20 protein-coding genes are annotated in these 15,395 nt (G+C 68.2%); 14 read left to right on the forward strand and 6 right to left on the reverse strand.

Features of this window, described 5'->3' with window-relative positions; translation table 11 throughout:
• Positions 1-99: 99 nt before the first annotated feature.
• The 3 genes from QOL79_RS12285 (at position 100) to QOL79_RS12295 (ending at position 3,075) form a co-directional block, all read left to right on the forward strand.
• Positions 100-1,059 carry a bile acid:sodium symporter family protein gene (locus QOL79_RS12285; protein ID WP_283419777.1) on the forward strand — a complete coding sequence of 320 codons (960 nt, stop codon included), beginning with the start codon at positions 100-102 and terminating at the stop codon, positions 1,057-1,059.
• A gap of 64 nt (positions 1,060-1,123) precedes the next feature.
• Positions 1,124-2,335, forward strand: a complete 1,212-nt coding sequence (locus QOL79_RS12290) for a toxic anion resistance protein (protein WP_283419778.1) — start codon at positions 1,124-1,126, stop codon at positions 2,333-2,335.
• A gap of 2 nt (positions 2,336-2,337) precedes the next feature.
• Positions 2,338-3,075: a hypothetical protein gene (locus tag QOL79_RS12295; RefSeq protein WP_283419779.1), complete on the forward strand. Its 738-nt coding sequence runs from the start codon at positions 2,338-2,340 to the stop codon at positions 3,073-3,075.
• 34 nt (positions 3,076-3,109) lie between these two features.
• On the opposite strand, the gene QOL79_RS12300 is transcribed toward QOL79_RS12295, so the two are convergent.
• From QOL79_RS12300 to QOL79_RS12325, 6 genes are all read right to left on the reverse strand, one after another.
• Complete coding sequence (locus QOL79_RS12300; protein ID WP_283419780.1) at positions 3,110-3,433, reverse strand: hypothetical protein; 324 nt, start codon at positions 3,431-3,433, stop codon at positions 3,110-3,112.
• Complete coding sequence (locus QOL79_RS12305; protein WP_349306420.1) at positions 3,430-4,017, reverse strand: RNA polymerase sigma factor; 588 nt, start codon at positions 4,015-4,017, stop codon at positions 3,430-3,432. The genes QOL79_RS12300 and QOL79_RS12305 overlap by 4 nt, the downstream gene beginning before the upstream one ends.
• Entirely contained in the window at positions 3,965-4,573 is a 609-nt protein-coding gene (locus QOL79_RS12310; RefSeq protein WP_058457413.1) for a hypothetical protein, read from the reverse strand. Before QOL79_RS12310 ends, QOL79_RS12305 begins: the two co-directional genes overlap by 53 nt.
• A 657-nt stretch (positions 4,574-5,230) precedes the next feature.
• A complete protein-coding gene (locus QOL79_RS12315; RefSeq protein WP_283419781.1) occupies positions 5,231-7,003 on the reverse strand; it encodes a sensor domain-containing diguanylate cyclase in 1,773 nt (590 codons plus the stop codon).
• Between the two features lie 43 nt (positions 7,004-7,046).
• Entirely contained in the window at positions 7,047-7,349 is a 303-nt protein-coding gene (locus QOL79_RS12320) for a DUF1905 domain-containing protein (protein WP_283419782.1), read from the reverse strand.
• Positions 7,350-7,352: 3 nt separating this feature from the next.
• Positions 7,353-8,861 carry a YifB family Mg chelatase-like AAA ATPase gene (locus tag QOL79_RS12325; protein WP_283419783.1) on the reverse strand — a complete coding sequence of 503 codons (1,509 nt, stop codon included), beginning with the start codon at positions 8,859-8,861 and terminating at the stop codon, positions 7,353-7,355.
• Positions 8,862-8,988: 127 nt separating this feature from the next.
• Here QOL79_RS12325 and QOL79_RS12330 point away from each other — a divergent pair, with 127 nt between their 5' ends.
• The 11 genes from QOL79_RS12330 to QOL79_RS12385 all read left to right on the forward strand — a co-directional run bounded on the left by QOL79_RS12330 (position 8,989) and on the right by QOL79_RS12385 (position 15,264).
• A complete protein-coding gene (locus tag QOL79_RS12330; protein WP_283419784.1) occupies positions 8,989-9,624 on the forward strand; it encodes a TetR/AcrR family transcriptional regulator in 636 nt (211 codons plus the stop codon).
• 11 nt (positions 9,625-9,635) lie between these two features.
• Positions 9,636-10,076, forward strand: coding sequence for a VOC family protein (locus QOL79_RS12335; protein ID WP_283419785.1), 441 nt, complete (start codon positions 9,636-9,638; stop codon positions 10,074-10,076).
• 13 nt (positions 10,077-10,089) lie between these two features.
• Positions 10,090-10,308, forward strand: a complete 219-nt coding sequence (locus QOL79_RS12340; protein WP_283419786.1) for a DUF4287 domain-containing protein — start codon at positions 10,090-10,092, stop codon at positions 10,306-10,308.
• Positions 10,309-10,310: 2 nt separating this feature from the next.
• Positions 10,311-10,985: a glutathione S-transferase family protein gene (locus QOL79_RS12345; RefSeq protein WP_283419787.1), complete on the forward strand. Its 675-nt coding sequence runs from the start codon at positions 10,311-10,313 to the stop codon at positions 10,983-10,985.
• 29 nt (positions 10,986-11,014) lie between these two features.
• On the forward strand, positions 11,015-11,734 hold the full coding sequence (locus QOL79_RS19605; protein ID WP_502957489.1) for a DUF1428 domain-containing protein: 720 nt from the start codon (positions 11,015-11,017) through the stop codon (positions 11,732-11,734).
• 235 nt (positions 11,735-11,969) lie between these two features.
• Positions 11,970-12,764 carry a VOC family protein gene (locus QOL79_RS12360; protein ID WP_283419788.1) on the forward strand — a complete coding sequence of 265 codons (795 nt, stop codon included), beginning with the start codon at positions 11,970-11,972 and terminating at the stop codon, positions 12,762-12,764.
• Between the two features lie 11 nt (positions 12,765-12,775).
• On the forward strand, positions 12,776-13,195 hold the full coding sequence (locus tag QOL79_RS12365; RefSeq protein ID WP_283419789.1) for a VOC family protein: 420 nt from the start codon (positions 12,776-12,778) through the stop codon (positions 13,193-13,195).
• The gene (locus QOL79_RS12370) at positions 13,195-13,692 is read left to right on the forward strand and encodes a VOC family protein (RefSeq protein WP_283420012.1); all 498 of its coding nucleotides are present in this window, start codon (positions 13,195-13,197) and stop codon (positions 13,690-13,692) included. Before QOL79_RS12365 ends, QOL79_RS12370 begins: the two co-directional genes overlap by 1 nt.
• A complete protein-coding gene (locus QOL79_RS12375; protein ID WP_283419790.1) occupies positions 13,679-14,128 on the forward strand; it encodes a hypothetical protein in 450 nt (149 codons plus the stop codon). The genes QOL79_RS12370 and QOL79_RS12375 overlap by 14 nt, the downstream gene beginning before the upstream one ends.
• On the forward strand, positions 14,128-14,781 hold the full coding sequence (locus QOL79_RS12380) for a glutathione S-transferase family protein (RefSeq protein ID WP_283419791.1): 654 nt from the start codon (positions 14,128-14,130) through the stop codon (positions 14,779-14,781). The genes QOL79_RS12375 and QOL79_RS12380 overlap by 1 nt, the downstream gene beginning before the upstream one ends.
• Positions 14,782-14,799: 18 nt before the next feature.
• On the forward strand, positions 14,800-15,264 hold the full coding sequence (locus tag QOL79_RS12385) for an SRPBCC domain-containing protein (RefSeq protein ID WP_502957490.1): 465 nt from the start codon (positions 14,800-14,802) through the stop codon (positions 15,262-15,264).
• The last annotated feature ends 131 nt before the right edge of the window (positions 15,265-15,395 follow it).

The raw sequence follows: 15,395 nt of genomic DNA on the forward strand, positions 1-15,395 counted from the left end.
AGTGCGGCGGACAAGGTCAGGCAATCGGCAAAGCCGCGCGCGACGGGCGCGCGCCACAAGCCTTGCCAACCCCGCCGCATCGCGCCATCGCTGGCCCCGATGCTTTCGCGCCTCTTCCCCGACCGTTTCGTCCCCGTCCTGCTCGCGACGATCCTGCTCGCCAGCCTGCTGCCGGTGCGCGGCGCCGCGGTGCCGGTGGCGGGAGGGCTGTCGACCGCCGCGATCGTCTTTCTTTTCTTCCTGAACGGCGTCCGCCTGCCGCGCGACGAGGTGCTCCACGGCATCCGAAACTGGAAGCTGCAGGGCAGCGCGCTCGCCTTCTGCTTCGGCGTCATGGCGCTGCTCGGCCTCGCCGCGCAGGCGGCGACCGCGCCCGTCCTGCCCGCCACCCTCGCATTGGGATTCCTCTTCCTCGGCATTCTGCCCTCGACAGTCCAGTCGGCGACCGCCGCATCGAGCCTCGCCGGTGGAAATGTCGCCGCCAGCGTCGTCGCCGCCGCGCTGCTCAACCTCACCGGCGTCGCCGCCGCGCCGCTGCTTTTCGCCGCGCTTGCAGGCGCCGAGGGTGCGATTCACGGGCAAGGGGCGCTGCGCATCGTCGCGATCCTGCTGCTCCCCTTCATCGCCGGCCAGCTCGTCCAGCGCTGGCTGCGCCCGTGGGTGCTCGCGAACCGCGGCCTCGCGACTGTCATGGACCGCACCGCGATCGCCATCGCCGTCTATGTCGCCTTCTCGGCCGCGGTCGTCGCGGGCATCTGGGGCCTGCTCGACGGGCGCGAGATCGGCATCGTGTTCGCGGCCGTCGCCGCGCTGCTCGCGCTCTCGTTTGGCGGCGCCTGGGCGCTCGGCGGGCTGCTGAAGCTCGCCCGTGCCGACCGCATCACCCTGCTTTTCTCCGGCGCGCAAAAGAGCATCGCGGTCGGCGCCCCGCTCGCCGCGACGCTCTTCCCGCCCGCGACCGCCGGCATGGTGCTGGTCCCGATCCTCGTCTATCATATGGCGCAGCTGATCCTCTCGGCGTGGATCGCGCCCGTGCTCGCGCGGCGCCAAGAGGTGTAGTGCTTGAATAACACAGGACTGCATGCCATATAGTTTGGCGGCATAGGGGTTGGAAGGAACAGGAATGAGCGAAGAGACCGCGACGGCCACCGCACCCGAAACACTGACGCTGACGCCGCCCGAACCCGTCCCCGCCGTCGCGCCCGAAAAGGCCGCGGGCCTTGTCCCGCTGTCGGGCGAACAGAAATCGAAGCTCGAGGAGCGCGTCGACGGCTTCATCGACGACCTCGTCGCGCAAGACGAGAATTCGCCCGAATTTGGCAAGCGCGTCGACCAGATCACCAACATGGGCCGCAAGGAAATGCTGGAGGCGGCGAGCCACAGCAACCGGTTCCTCGACCGCCCGATCCGCGCGATGGACCGCGACACCGACATCGGCCAGAGCCTCATCGAACTCCGTACCACGGTCGAACGCCTCGACCCCTCGGCGAACGGCAAGCTGCTCAGCAAGCGCGGCTTCCTCGACAAGATCTTCGGCAGCAAGATCAACAATTATTTCGCGCAGTACCGCAGCGCGCAGACACATATCGGCGGCATCCTGACCGCCTTGTCGAACGGCAAGGACGAGCTCTTGATGGACAATGCCGCGATCGACGTCGAGCGCCGCAAGATGTGGGAATCGATGGGCAAGCTCGAACAGATGATCCACATCGCCAAGACGCTCGACGAGCGGCTAGAGGCGAAGGCGACCGAGCTCGACGGCAGCGATCCCGCCAAGGCGAAGATCATCCGCGAAAACGCGCTTTTCTACGCGCGCCAGCGCACGCAGGATCTGCTCACGCAGATGGCGGTTACGGTGCAGGGCTATCTCGCGCTCGACCTCGTCAAAAAGAATAATGTGGAGCTGGTGAAGGGGGTCGACCGCGCCTCGACGACCACCGTCGGCGCCTTGAAGACCGCGATCACCGTCGCGCAGGCGATGACGAACCAGAAACTCGTCCTCGAACAAATCACGGCGCTCAACACCACGACCGCGAACATCATCGACGGCACGTCGAAGATGCTGAAGGACAACACGGCGCGCATCCACGAGCAGGCGGCATCGAGCACCATCCCGATGGAAACGCTGCAGCGCGCGTTCCAGAATATCTACGACACGATGGACGCGATCGACACCTTCAAGCTGAAGGCGCTCGACACGATGAAGACGACCGTGACCACACTCGAAGGCGAGGTCGCCAAGTCGAAAGGCTATATCGCGCGCGCCGAGGGTGCATCGCAAGCGCAGGCGAGCGTCGGCGGCGAGGGCAGCCCGCTCGCCGCGATCGAGGGCTGACGATGTCGATGAGCGAAGTCGATCAGGTCCGGCTCTCGGCCGCCTCGGCGATCGAACGGTCGCGCGAGCGGCGCCGCCCGATCGGCACCAAGAGCGTCGCGTTGCGCCGCCAGCATCTTTACAGGAAGCTCGGCCGCGTCCTCGTCGCGGGCGGCATCGTGCTGATCGGCGCGGCGCTGTTCGGCGCGCTGATCCAGCCTTTGGGCTTTACCGGCCTGCTCGCGCTGTTCGTGCTGCTGATCGGCGTCGCGGTGCTGTTCGGCAAATGGCCGCCCTTTCCCGAGCCGCGCCAGCAGGACTTGCCCAAGGCCGACCTCAGACAGCTCGCGGGCCGCACCGAGATCTGGCTCGAGGCGCAGCGCCCCGCACTCCCCGCGCCGGCGCGCCAGCTCGTCGACGGCATCGGCGTCCAGCTCGACCTGCTCGCGCCGCAGCTCCAGACGCTCGACGCGTCGAGCCCGGCGGCGGCGAACATCCGCAAGCTCGTCGGCGAAGACCTGCCCGAACTCGTCGCGGGCTACCAGCGCATTCCCGCGGGCCTCCGCAAGGAAGCGCATGCCGGGCGCACCCCCGACGAAACGCTCGTCGGCGGGCTCACTATGCTCGAACGCGAAATCGGCGACGCTGCGCGCAGCCTCGCCGCGGGCGAACTCGACAAGCTCGCGACGCGCGAACGCTATCTCCAGCTCAAATATCAGGGAATCGAGGGCGAGGAACCGCTCCAGGACAACCGGCCCTAGCGCCGCTTGCCAAGCGCGAAGCCCGCGATCGCCTTTAAAGCCGCCGCAGCCGCTGCGTCCCCGCGAACCACAGCGCGACGACCAGCAGCAGCGGCGGCGCAAGGCCCCAGTGCGCGGGCCCCGCGAGCGGCGCGAGCAGGTCCGACGACGACAGCAGCCACAGCGCCGCGAGCAACGCGCCGATCGCCAGCGCCTCGAAACCGAAACTCTTCCAGAAGCGGCGCTCGGCGCGCGCCAGCGCCGCCTCGGCGTCGATCCGGTGCTCGACACGGACCAGAAACGCGCGGTCGCCCGGCCGCTCGGGTGGTGCCAGCACCGCGCCCAGCATCGCATCGAAAGCCTCGTCGGGCTGCGTCATGATGCGCCTCCTTCGCCGATCATCTTCTGCGCCTTCGCGCGCCCGCGCAAGACCAGCGATTTGAGCGTACCGAGCGGCACCCCCATGATCTCGGCCGCCTCGCCGTGCGAGCAGCCATGGCCGAAGCACAGGGTAAGCGCGGCGCGTTCCTGCGGCGACAAGCCGGCGAGCAGGCGTTCGGCGTCGATCGCGGCGTCGCTTGCCGGCCGCGGATCGCTCGACGTCGGGACATCTTCGCCGGCCGCCAGCCCCTCGCGCCGCCGCGCCGTGCGACGCTGGTCGAGGAACAGCCGCCAGCCGATCCCCATGACCCACGCGCCATAGCTGCCCTGCCCCCGATAATCGCGCGCGCGGGTCCAGGCGCGCGCCAACGCCTCCTGCGCCAGGTCGTCGGCATCGCTCCCCGCGACGCGCGACAGGAAGCTCCGCAATCGCCCCTCGTGCCGCAGCACGAGGAGCTGGAAAGCGGCGCGATCTCCCCCGGCAACGCGCTGGTTGAGCGCCCAATCGGCATCCGCGGCAACTTCACCGTCACGCAGCGCCGCGCTCCTCGGCGGCGGCCGCGCGCGCGAGGCGGCGGCGATAGAGCAGCGCGGCGCCGACGAAGGCGGGGAACAGCGCGGCGCCCGCCGACAGGCGGATCAGCTGCTCATGCCCCTGGATCAGCCCGAAGCCCGCCATCGCAAGCCCGATCGCCAGCAGCACCAGCCCGTTGCGGTCGTCGCCGGGCGCGTCGCCCGACTTGCCGAACCCGATGCCAAGCTGCTCGTAGGGTTTGTTGAGCTTGTCGATCATCGGCAGCGCCGCGTCGGACTTCGCCTCGAGTGCGCGGCGGATCGAACGGTGCAGCATCCACGCATGGAGCAGCCGCGCGAGCAGGAAAAAGCCGATCACGAACAGCGCCACCATCGTGATATTCTCGAGCAGGTTGAAGAAGCTGTCGCTTACCGCAACCAGCTCGGTGGTCGGCGGCGGCGGCGGCATGAACGAGGCGATGTCGCGCGGATCGATATAGGCGGCGACGTCGGCGGCGCTGATCACCTCGCCCGGCGCGACCGGCACGGTAACGCTTGCGGCGGGCACCGGCGCGGCGGGAACCGCGGCGGCCGTGGCGGCGGCGGCGGCAAGCAAATAGCTCATTCTCTTTCTCCTTCACGCCCGGGGCGTGTGAAACCACAGGCGGCGGCTCCCGGCAAGGCGGGACGGCTGCGCCGGGGAACGCAAGCCGAGCCCGCGCGGAGCCGCCGCCAGGACCGGCATCGCGCCGATCATCGACTGGACGGCGTCGCGGCGCCAATCGGATGCAGGCCGGGCGATATTTTTTTGGGCCACGGCTATTCGGGCCCAATTTTGGTTGGGGGCAGGAGGTGATCGTTCCAGTACAAGCGTGCGCGCCGCCACCTGGTCTCGCCAATGTCCGAAATGGCGTAGAATCCCAATATTCGTCACCCCGGACTTGATCCGGGGTCCACGACTTCAACGCCGCGCTGGATCCCGGATCAAGTCCGGGATGACGATGATGGAGCGATCCTCCCTGTCGCGCAGCGATGGGGAGGGGGACCGCCGCCTTAGGCGGTGGTGGAGGGGCCGCGACGGTGGCGGCATTGCCCCTCCGTCAGCGCTTCGCGCTGCCACCTCCCCATGGCTGCGCCACAGGGAGGAGCGAAGGGCACATAACGGTCGCTTCCTGTCATCCGATCCAGATCGGCACCGAGGGGAGCCGATGACCGAACCCCGTCGCGCCACCCCGCGATCGACATGACGTCCCCGACACGGCGTTTCGGCGCGATCCGCGTCTCAGCTCGAAAGCGCGGCCTCGCGGCCCGGCGCTTCGCCGGGCGCTTCGCCGGGCGGGTCGTTGAGGCAGCGCTGGATGACGACGCAGTCGCGCCCGCTGCGCTTGGCGTCGTACAGCGCTTCGTCGGCGAGCCGGTAGAGCTGCTGGAAATCGCTTGCGGGCCGCACTTCGGCGACGCCGACGCTCGCGGTCACACTCCCCTCGCCGATCACGACGCTGTGGTCGCAGGCGGCGATGCCGCGCCGCACGCTCTCGGCAAAGCGCGCCAGCACCATCCCTTCCATGCCCACGGTCAGCAGGCCGAACTCCTCGCCGCCGAGCCGCGCGACCGAGCACATCGGCCCTTCCCAGCGCTCGATCCGGCGCGCGACCTCGCACAGCACGGCGTCGCCCGCGTCATGGCCATGGACGTCGTTGATCGATTTGAAACGGTCGATGTCGACAACCAGCAGCGCGGCGGCCAGATCATCGGCGTGCGCGCGGTCGAGCAGCGGGGTCACGCTCTCGACGAAGCCGCGGCGGTTGAGCAGCCCGGTCAGCGGATCGCGGCGCGCGAGCTGCTGCGCAAAGGCCTCCGCCGCGCGCGCGCGGTCGCGCTCGATCCGCAGCTGCGAGAGTCGCCGCGTCGCCGACGCCGACAGCCACAGCGCCTGCCAGGTCGCGGCGAGCAGGACCATGACCTTCGACCCGCCGCCCCACAGGCTGTCGTCGACATCGACGATGTGGATGAAGGCAAGCACCGCCATCGGCAGGCACCAGGCGGCGAGGAAATCGCGCGCCTCGACCGACCCGCGCCGCCAGGCGATACCAAGGCAGGCGGCGACGGCGGCGAGATCGGCGAGGATGACCAGCCCCAGCAGATCGCCCCACCACGCCAGATTTTCGCTGCGGATCAGCGCCAGCGGCACGCCGACGACGCCGACGAACCCGCCGAGCGCGAGCGCCGGCAGTCGCAGGCGCCGCGCCACGAGCCGCGCGTCGATGGCGAGCACGGCGCTGGCGGTGGCGATAGCGATCGCGAGGCAGGCGAGGAAGGTTCCGATCTTGGCCGACGCGGTGCCGGCGAGCCCCGGCAGCAGGCCGAGATGCGCCTGCGACCAGACCGCGCCCCACAGCAGCATCGTCGCCGACCAGCCGGCCTGCCACGCGAGATAGGAGCGGCGGACCGCGACCGCGAGCGACAGGCTGTAGATGCCGCTGACGAGCAGCAGGGTCAGCGCCGCGCCGATCGCGATCGCCATGCCGGTCGACTGGACGATCGCGTCCCCCTTCGGGATCAGGCGCGCGCGGAGCAGGTCGACGCTCGCCAGCCGGTCGAAGCGCATTGTCACCGCGGTCAGCGGTACCGTCCGCTCGGGCGCCTCGAACAATATCTGCCCGCCCGCGCGCCAGTGCGAGCCATAGTCGCCCTGCCGCACCTGCTGCCAGCGGGTCTGCCCGTCGGCATAGGTGAAGGCGACCGCGAGCCGGTCGAAGCGCGACTGGTGGATCATCAAGGCGGCATCGCCGCGCCAGCGCTGCCCGCGCTCCGGCGCGGCGCGCAGCCAGAGGCTCGCCTTATGGTATCCGGCGGGCGAGCCGGCGCAGGAAAAGACCAGCGAGCGAAGACCGGCATCGGGCCGGGCGAGCGGGCTTTGCGCATGGCAAAGCGGGGCACCCACTTTGAGCGTTTCGGCGTGCGACGGCGCCGCCGACAGGGCGCAGACGAGCATCGCCAGCCCCGGCACAAGGCGGCCGCGCAGCATCGTCCACAGATTGCCCCCCGCAGTCATGTGCCTCCTATTGCATGAAAATCTTCGAAAATCTTTACCGGCGTCAGCCGCGCGGCCGCCCGACGCGCAGCCGGACCGCGATCCGGTCGCCGCGACCGATCGCTTCGGCGCGCTGCACCGCGACCTTGACCGGCACCAGATAGCCGCCGTCGCGCGGGAACAGCGAGGTGGTGAATTCGGTCGACCCGACCCGCGCGACCACCGGCACGACCCCCCAGCCATAGCTTTCGGTGAGCGCGGCATAGCGGATGTCGGCGACATGCGCGTCGGGCACGACCGCGAACAGATAAGGCGCGGGGCCGCGCCATTCGATCACTTCGGCCTCGAACGCAATCTCGTCGTCCATCCGTCAGTTCCGTGGCGCCTGCCGCCGATAGCTCAGCGCCTCGGCGATGTGGATGCGGCCGGTGCTTTCCGTTCCCGCCAGATCGGCGATCGTCCGCGCGACGCGCAGGATGCGCGTGTAGCCGCGCGCCGACAAGCGCATCGCTTCGGCCGCCTGCGCGAGCAATTGCCGGCCGGGCTCGTCGGGAGTCGCGACCGCTTCGAGCAGCTCGCCGTCGATCTCGGCATTGGTCCGCGCCTTGTGATCGGCGTAGCGCGCGGTCTGGATATCGCGCGCCGCGGCGACGCGCGCCGCGACCTCGGCGCTGCCCTCGGCGGGGGGCGGCAGGACGAGGTCGGCGGCGCGCACCGCCTCGACCTCGACATGCAGGTCGATGCGGTCGAGCAACGGCCCCGACAGCTTCGCCTGATAGTCGGCGGCGCAGCGCGGCGCGCGGCTGCATGCGAGCGCGGGGTCGCCGAGGTGGCCGCAGCGGCACGGGTTCATCGCCGCGACGAGCTGCACGCGCGCCGGGAAGGTCACATGCGCATTGGCGCGCGCGACGCTGACCTCGCCGGTTTCGAGCGGCTGGCGCAGGCTGTCGAGGACGCCGCGCTGGAATTCGGGCAGCTCGTCGAGGAACAGCACGCCAAGATGCGCGAGGCTGACCTCGCCTGGACGGACGCGCAGCCCACCGCCGACGAGCGCGGGCATCGACGCCGAATGGTGCGGCGCGCGGAACGGGCGCGCGCGCACGAGCCGCCCGCCCTCGAGGCTGCCCGCCACCGACGCGATCATCGACACTTCGAGCGCTTCGGCGGGGGTCAGCTCGGGCAATATGCCCGGCATGCACGCCGCCATCAGCGACTTGCCCGATCCGGGCGGGCCGCTGAACAGCAGATTATGCGCGCCCGCTGCCGCGATCTCAAGCGCGCGCTTCGCCGTCTCTTGCCCCTTGACCTGGGCAAGGTCCGCGGCGCGCACCGGGGCCTCGACCTCGCCGGGCACCGGCGGCGACAGGATCGCCTGCCCCTTGAAATGCGCGAGCAGCGACAGGAGGTCGGGCGCCCCGAGCACCTCGACGCTTCCGGCCCACGCTGCTTCGGGTCCCTGCGCCGCCGGGCAGATCAGTCCGCGCTCGACGCTGCCCGCGTGAATCGCGGCGAGCAGCACGCCGGGCGACGCCGCCACCCGCCCGTCGAGCCCGAGCTCGCCGACGACGACATAGCCCGCCAGCGTCTCGGCATCGATCACCCCCATCGCGCCCAACAGCGCGAGCGCGATCGGCAGGTCGTAGTGCGAGCCTTCCTTCGGCAGGTCGGCGGGCGACAGGTTCACCGTGATCACCTTCGGCGGCAGCGACAGGCCGATCGCGGCGATCGCCGCGCGCACGCGCTCGCGGCTCTCGCCGACCGCCTTGTCGGGCAGGCCGACCACGACGAAGCGCGGCATGCCGGGCGTGATCTGGCACTGCACCTCGACCCCGCGCGCATCGATGCCGAGATAGGCGACGGTTGAGACGATTGCGACCATGATCCCCCTTTGTTCCCGTGCCTTCTTAGGCCAAGTCGCGGGAAGGTCGAGTCAATTTATCGCCGCCTTGGCGCAATTCGCCGATCGGCGTTTGACAACATACCAACTGGTCGGTATGGCAATTCGCATGACCACGACTCGAACCCCCGCCGCCAGCAAGACCCGCGCCCCGCGGGGCAGCGCGCGCGCCGCGCTGATCGCTGCCGCGCACGCGACGGTGCGGCGGCAGGGCTATGCCGCGACGAGTGTCGACGAGATTTGCGCGGTCGCGGGCGTCACCAAGGGCGCTTTCTTCCATCACTTCGAATCGAAGGAAGCGCTGGGCGTCGCCGCGGCCGAAGGCTGGACCGAGCGCGCGCGGCCGATGTTCGAACTCGCCCCGCACAACCGCTTGGGCGATCCGCTCGACCGCCTGCTCGGCCATATCGATTTTCGCCTGGCGATGCTCGACGGCCCGACCGAGGACTATACCTGCTTCGTCGGCACGATGGTGCAGGAGGCCTATGCGACGAGCGACCGCATCCGCGCCGCGTGCGAGGCCAGCATCAACGCCTATTGCGAGGCGCTCGCCCCCGACATCCAGGCGGCGATCGATCTCTATGGCGTCCCCGACGACGTCACCGCGATCGGCCTCGCCCAGCATGTCCAGTCGGTGCTGCAGGGCGCCTTCGTCCTGGCGAAAACCACGAACGACCCGGCGATTGCGCGCGGGACCGTCACCCATCTGAAGCGTTACGTCCGGATGCTATTCGGGCGAGATTGAGGAGAGAGCCGATGTCCGATACCCCCAGGATGATCTTCGTGAACCTGCCCGTCGCCGATCTCGAAAGGTCGAAGGCCTTTTACGAGGCGCTCGGCTTCACCAACGAGCCGCGCTTTACCGACGACACCGCCGCGGCAATGGTCTGGTCGGACACGATCTTCGTGATGATCCTCAGCCACGACAAGTGGAAGAGCTTCACCGACCGGCCGATCGCGCCGGCGGGGTCGAGCGAGGTGTCGCTCGCGCTCGCGCTCGGCAGCCGCGAAGCGGTCGATGCGATGGCCGAGGCCGCCGCAAGGGCCGGCGGCACCGCCGACATCAACCCGGTACAGGACCATGGCTTCATGTACGGCCGTGATATCCTCGACCCCGATGGCCATGTCTGGGGCCCCTTCTGGATGGACCCCGCCGTCGCGAACGGCGAAGCGCCCGTCCCCGAAGTCGCCGCCTGACGGGAGCGGGCACATGAGCTTCCAGGCCTATCTCGACAATGTGGAGGCGAAGACCGGCAAATCGGCCGAAGATCTGAAAGCTATCGCCACCGAAAAGGGGCTGGCCGATGCAAACGGCCTCGCCCCCGGCGTCAAGGCGACCGCGGTCATCGACTGGCTGAAGCAGGATTTCGACCTCGGCCACGGCCACGCGATGTCGATCGTCGCCTATATCAAAGGGAAGAGGAACTAGCCATGCCGGTGAACCCCGACAGCAGCCTTGAAGTCACCGCGTTCGACTGGGTGCCCGACTTCGCGCGCGGCTTCGTCCGCGACCTCCGCCCGCGCTGGGCGTGCGAGGAAATCGGGCTCGACTATGCCGAGCATCTGATCAGCGCGATCAACCGCCCCGCCGACCATTTCCTCTTCCAGCCGTGGGGGCAGGTGCCCGTGCTTAACGACGGCGGCATCCGCCTGTTCGAAAGCGGCGCGATCCTGCTCCATCTTGCGGAGAAGGACGCGCGGCTGATGCCTCGCGATCCGCAGCAGCGCGCCAATACGCTCGCCTGGCTGTTCGCCGCCTATAACAGCGTCGAACCGATGCTGTTCGAACTCGGCAATGTCGACCTGTTCGCGAAGGACGAGGAATGGGCGAAGCTTCGCCGCCCGAGCCTGATCGAATTCATCCAGGGCCGCCTTGGCCGTCTGAACGACGCGATCGGCGACGAGCCCTATCTCGTCGGCGAATTCACCGTCGCCGACATCGCGATGGCGACCGTGCTGCGCGAGGCGGTCGAGGCCGGGCTGGTCGCCGAACAGCCGCGCGTCGCAGCCTATCTCGATCGCTGCCTCGCGCGCCCCGCCTTCCAGCGCGCGCTCGCCGCGCAGCTCGACGCCTTCAGCGAAGAAGCGGGTCCACCCGCGGCCTGAAAACTCCCACCCCCCTAAGGAGAGACAAGATGACCTATGTAGAAGGATTTGTGCTCGCGGTGCCGACCGCCAACAAGGAAGCCTATCGCAAGCATGCCGCCGACGCCGCGCCGCTGTTCAAGGAATTCGGCGTCGCGCGCATGGTCGAATGTTGGGGCGACGACGTCCCTGACGGCAAGCTCAACGACTTCAAGAGCGCCGTGCAGGCCAAGCCCGACGAGACCGTGGTCTTCAGCTGGTTCGAATATCCCGACAAGGCGACGCGCGACGCCGCGACGACAAAGATGATGAATGATCCGCGCATGGCGGCGATGGGCGGCGAGATGCCGTTCGACGGCAAGCGGATGATCATCGGCGGCTTCGACTCGATCGTCGACGACCATGCTGCCGGCACCACCGGCTATGCCGACGGGTATGTCTTGCCCGTCCCCGACGGCAACAAGGATGCCTATCGCGCGATGGCCGACAAGGCGTCGGCGGTGTTCCGCGACTATGGCGCGACGCGCGTGGTCGAGGCGTGGGGCGACGATGTGTCCGACGGCAAGGTCACCGACTTCAACCGCGCCGCGCACAAGCAGGACGGCGAAACCGTCGTCTTCAGCTGGGTCGAGTGGCCCGACAAGGAAACGCGCACCGCCGGCTGGGAAAAATTCATGAAGGACGAACGGATGCAGCATGATCCGAACGACCAGACCTTCGACGGCAAGCGCATGATCTACGGCGGTTTCGAGCCGATCGTGATGGCCTGAAGCAAATCCTCCCTGTCGCGAAGCGATGGGGAGGTGGCAGCCCGCAGGGCTGACGGAGGGGCTTCGGCGCAAGCCTCGCAAGCCCCTCCACCATCCGCTCCGCGGAGTGCTGGGTCGTCCAGCCCCCCGGACTGGACCTGGACTGCCGGGGCAATCCAACCCCGCACCCCCCTCCCACGGCTTTGCCGCAGGGAGGATCAAGAAGATGCCGCATTTGGAAAAAGGGAACCCGATCATGACGCAAGCATCGAACTTCATCTGGTACGAACTGATGACCCCCGACCCGGCGGGCGCGGCGCGCTTCTATGGCGCGGTCGTCGGCTGGACGATCGCGTCCGAGCGTGACCCCGCCGCCGGCGATATCGATTACCGCATGATCGGCCGCAGCGACGGCGGCAACGCGGGCGGCGTGCTCGCGCTGAATGCCGACATGATCGCGGGCGGCGCGCGGCCCTTGTGGATCGGCTATCTGCACGTCGCCGACGTCGACGCCGCGGTCGACGCGATCAAGGCCGACGGCGGCAGCGTGCAGATGCCGCCGTCGGACATTCCGGTCGGCCGCATCGCAATGGTCACCGATCCGCAGGGCGCGCCCTTCTATGTCATGGCCCCCAAGCCTCCCGAGGGCATGGAAGGCATGGAGAGCGACCTCTTTTCGGTCACCGAGGCGCAGCACATCCGCTGGAACGAGCTCGCGACCAGCGATCCCGACGGCGCGACCGCCTTCTACACCCGCCACTTCGGCTGGGGGCAGGAAGGCGCGATGGATATGGGCGAGATGGGCGCGTATCGCTTCCTTCAGCGCGGCGACGTCGGGATCGGCGCGGTGATGCCGCTGATGCCCGGCATGCCCGCATCGATGTGGAGCTTTTACATCGGCGTCGACGATATCGACCGCGCGCAAGCGGCAGTGACCGCGAACGGCGGCACCGTCACCAACGGCCCGATGGAAATCCCCGGCGGCGAATATGCGATGAACGGCATCGACCCGCAGGGCGCCGCGTTCGGCCTCGTCGGCCCGAAGAAATAGGGAGAAAAGCAATGGCAAACCCCGCCCAGACTCCGGCCACCGGCCTGACCCCGCATATCGCGATTCCCGACAAGCGCGGCAGCGAAGCGATCGACTTCTACGCCAAGGCGTTCGGCGCGACCGAGAATATGCGGATGCCCGCCGAGGATGGCGTGCGGCTGATGCACGCGCATCTGACGATCAACGGCGCGTCGCTGATGATGCACGACGATTTCCCCGAATATACCGGCCACGCGATGGCCGCGCCGACCGGCGTGACGCTGCATCTCCACGTCGACGACACCGACAGCTGGTACCGGCGCGCGATGGACGCGGGCGCGTCGTCGACGCTCGAACCGCACGATGCTTTCTGGGGGGACCGTTACGCCCAGGTGAAGGATCCGTTCGGCCATCTCTGGTCGATCGGCGGGCCGATCAAAGGAGAGAAATGATGTTGAACAAAGCAACGCTGTGCCTCTGGTACGACAAGGACGCCGAGGAAGCCGCGAACTTCTATGCCGCGACCTTTCCCGACAGCGCGGTCGGCGGCATCCACCGCGCCCCCGGCGACAACCCCAGCGGCAAGGAAGGCGATGTGCTGACCGTCGACTTCACCGTGCTCGGCTATCCGTGCATCGGCCTCAACGGTGGCTCGACCTTCAAGCATAGCGAGGCCTTTTCCTTCCAGGTCCACACCGACACGCAGGAAGAAACCGACCGGCTGTGGAACGCGATCGTCGGCAACGGCGGGCAGGAAAGCATGTGCGGCTGGTGCAAGGACAAATGGGGCATTTCGTGGCAGATCACCCCGCGCGCGCTGACCGACGTGATGACGAGCGGCGATCAGGCCGCCGCCAAGCGCGCTTTCGAGGCTATGATGACGATGAAGAAGATCGACGTCGCCACGATCGAGGCCGCGATCCGGGGCGAAGCGGTTGGCGCGGCGTAGCCCGCTCCTCTTCGCCTGGCTGCTCTGCGGCACGCTCGACATCTGCTACGCGGCGGTGTGGAGCGTGCTCGCGGGGAGCAATCCCGGCCAGATGCTCCGCGGCGTCGCCAAGGGACCGTTCGGCGACGGCGCGAGCGACTGGGGCTTAGGCGGCGCGCTCGCGGGACTTGCGACGCATTTTGCCATCATGTTCGCGATGGTCGCCTTCTGGTTCTTCTCGGCGCGCCGCATGCCCGCGCTGCGTCAGCCGTGGTGGCTGACCGGAACTCTTTATGGTTTCGGCCTTTATCTGGTGATGAACGCGATGGTCCTGCCGCTCCGTTTCGGCGCGCCTTTCCCGCCGGCCGACCTCGTCAAGGGCGCGGTCGCGCTCTTTCCGCATATTTTCTTCATCGGTCTGCCGCTCGCATGGCTGACCCGCAAGGACGCCCGCTGATGCTGATTTTCTATGGCCACCCCTTCTCCTCCTACAGCTGGAAGTCGCAGATCGCGCTCTATGAAAAGGGCATCGATTTCGAATATCGCAACGTCGATCCCGAATTTCCCGAGCATGGGCCGGAACTGCGCGCGCATTGGCCGATCGGCAAATTCCCGCTGATCGTCCACGACGGCCAGCCCTGGTTCGAGGCGTCGATCATCATCGAATATCTCGACCGTCTCGTTCCCGAACCGCGGCTGATCCCCGAGGATTTCGACGCCGCACTGAAGGTCCGGCTGTTCGACCGCATCTTCGACAATCATGTGATGGGCCAGATGCAGGAAGTCGTGAACGACGCGATCCGCGGCCCCGACGGTCATGTGCAGTCGATCGTCGACGGCGCGAAGGCCAAGCTCGACACCATCTACGCCTGGCTCGACAGGGAACTCGCGGGCGGCGGCTGGGCGACCCCCTATGGCTTCACCCTCGCCGATTGCGCGGCAGCGCCGTCGCTCTTCTATGCCGACTGGGTCCACCAGATTCCCGAGACGTACGAGAATCTGCGCGCCTATCGCGCCCGCCTGCTCGCGCATCCATCGGTCGCGCGCGCGGTCGATGGCGCCCGTCCCTATCGCCATTATTTCCCGCTCGGCGCCCCCGACCGCGACTGACCTTCCCCTCAGGAGACCATGATGACCGAACCCCGCGAATTGTCCGTCGACATCTATATCGACGCCGCACCCGAAAAAGTGTGGGATGTGATGACGAACCGGATCACCGAATGGTGGTGCCCGAAGCCGTGGACGACCGAGATCATCGAGCAGGACTGGCGCTCCGGCGGGCGCTCCGCGATGACGATGCACGGCCCGAACGGCGAAGCGCATCCGAGCGACGGCATCTTCCTTGAGGTCGTCCCCGGCGTGCGTTTCGTATCGACCGACGCGGTGATGATAGGACCCGACGGGCGGATGGCGCCCGCGACGCCCTTCATGATCGGCGGCTGGGAGATCGCGCCCGACGGCAGCGGCACGCGCTATACAGCTTGGGCGCGTCACTGGACCGACGAGGCGCAGAAACAGCATGAGGAGATGGGCTTCACCTCCGGCTGGGGCGCGGTCGCCGAGCAATTGAAGGCGCTCTGCGAGGCCGAATAACCATCACCTCCCGTTCGCATCGAGCGAAGCCGAGAGGCCTATCGGAATGGCGCCATGCTGCCCGGTGTCTCGACTTCGCTCGACACGAGCGGAATCTGGAGGACGCCATCCGTCCCGCAATGCGGTTAACA

The organism is Sphingopyxis sp. Geo48, from assembly GCF_949769155.1.
GTDB lineage: Bacteria > Pseudomonadota > Alphaproteobacteria > Sphingomonadales > Sphingomonadaceae > Sphingopyxis.

Excerpts from the sequence above, each read along its gene's own strand:
- QOL79_RS12385 (WP_502957490.1), top strand. The coding sequence starts at position 14,800 with ATGATGACCGAACCCCGCGAATTGTCCGTCGACATCTATATCGACGCC.
- QOL79_RS12315 (WP_283419781.1), bottom strand. The coding sequence starts at position 7,003 with ATGACTGCGGGGGGCAATCTGTGGACGATGCTGCGCGGCCGCCTTGTG.
- QOL79_RS12285 (WP_283419777.1), top strand. The coding sequence starts at position 100 with ATGCTTTCGCGCCTCTTCCCCGACCGTTTCGTCCCCGTCCTGCTCGCG.
- QOL79_RS12320 (WP_283419782.1), bottom strand. The coding sequence starts at position 7,349 with ATGGACGACGAGATTGCGTTCGAGGCCGAAGTGATCGAATGGCGCGGC.
- QOL79_RS12290 (WP_283419778.1), top strand. The coding sequence starts at position 1,124 with ATGAGCGAAGAGACCGCGACGGCCACCGCACCCGAAACACTGACGCTG.
- QOL79_RS12300 (WP_283419780.1), bottom strand. The coding sequence starts at position 3,433 with ATGACGCAGCCCGACGAGGCTTTCGATGCGATGCTGGGCGCGGTGCTG.
- QOL79_RS12335 (WP_283419785.1), top strand. The coding sequence starts at position 9,636 with ATGTCCGATACCCCCAGGATGATCTTCGTGAACCTGCCCGTCGCCGAT.
- QOL79_RS12295 (WP_283419779.1), top strand. The coding sequence starts at position 2,338 with ATGTCGATGAGCGAAGTCGATCAGGTCCGGCTCTCGGCCGCCTCGGCG.
- QOL79_RS12380 (WP_283419791.1), top strand. The coding sequence starts at position 14,128 with ATGCTGATTTTCTATGGCCACCCCTTCTCCTCCTACAGCTGGAAGTCG.
- QOL79_RS12325 (WP_283419783.1), bottom strand. The coding sequence starts at position 8,861 with ATGGTCGCAATCGTCTCAACCGTCGCCTATCTCGGCATCGATGCGCGC.
- QOL79_RS12365 (WP_283419789.1), top strand. The coding sequence starts at position 12,776 with ATGGCAAACCCCGCCCAGACTCCGGCCACCGGCCTGACCCCGCATATC.
- QOL79_RS12330 (WP_283419784.1), top strand. The coding sequence starts at position 8,989 with ATGACCACGACTCGAACCCCCGCCGCCAGCAAGACCCGCGCCCCGCGG.
- QOL79_RS12370 (WP_283420012.1), top strand. The coding sequence starts at position 13,195 with ATGTTGAACAAAGCAACGCTGTGCCTCTGGTACGACAAGGACGCCGAG.
- QOL79_RS19605 (WP_502957489.1), top strand. The coding sequence starts at position 11,015 with ATGACCTATGTAGAAGGATTTGTGCTCGCGGTGCCGACCGCCAACAAG.
- QOL79_RS12345 (WP_283419787.1), top strand. The coding sequence starts at position 10,311 with ATGCCGGTGAACCCCGACAGCAGCCTTGAAGTCACCGCGTTCGACTGG.
- QOL79_RS12340 (WP_283419786.1), top strand. The coding sequence starts at position 10,090 with ATGAGCTTCCAGGCCTATCTCGACAATGTGGAGGCGAAGACCGGCAAA.
- QOL79_RS12360 (WP_283419788.1), top strand. The coding sequence starts at position 11,970 with ATGACGCAAGCATCGAACTTCATCTGGTACGAACTGATGACCCCCGAC.
- QOL79_RS12310 (WP_058457413.1), bottom strand. The coding sequence starts at position 4,573 with ATGAGCTATTTGCTTGCCGCCGCCGCCGCCACGGCCGCCGCGGTTCCC.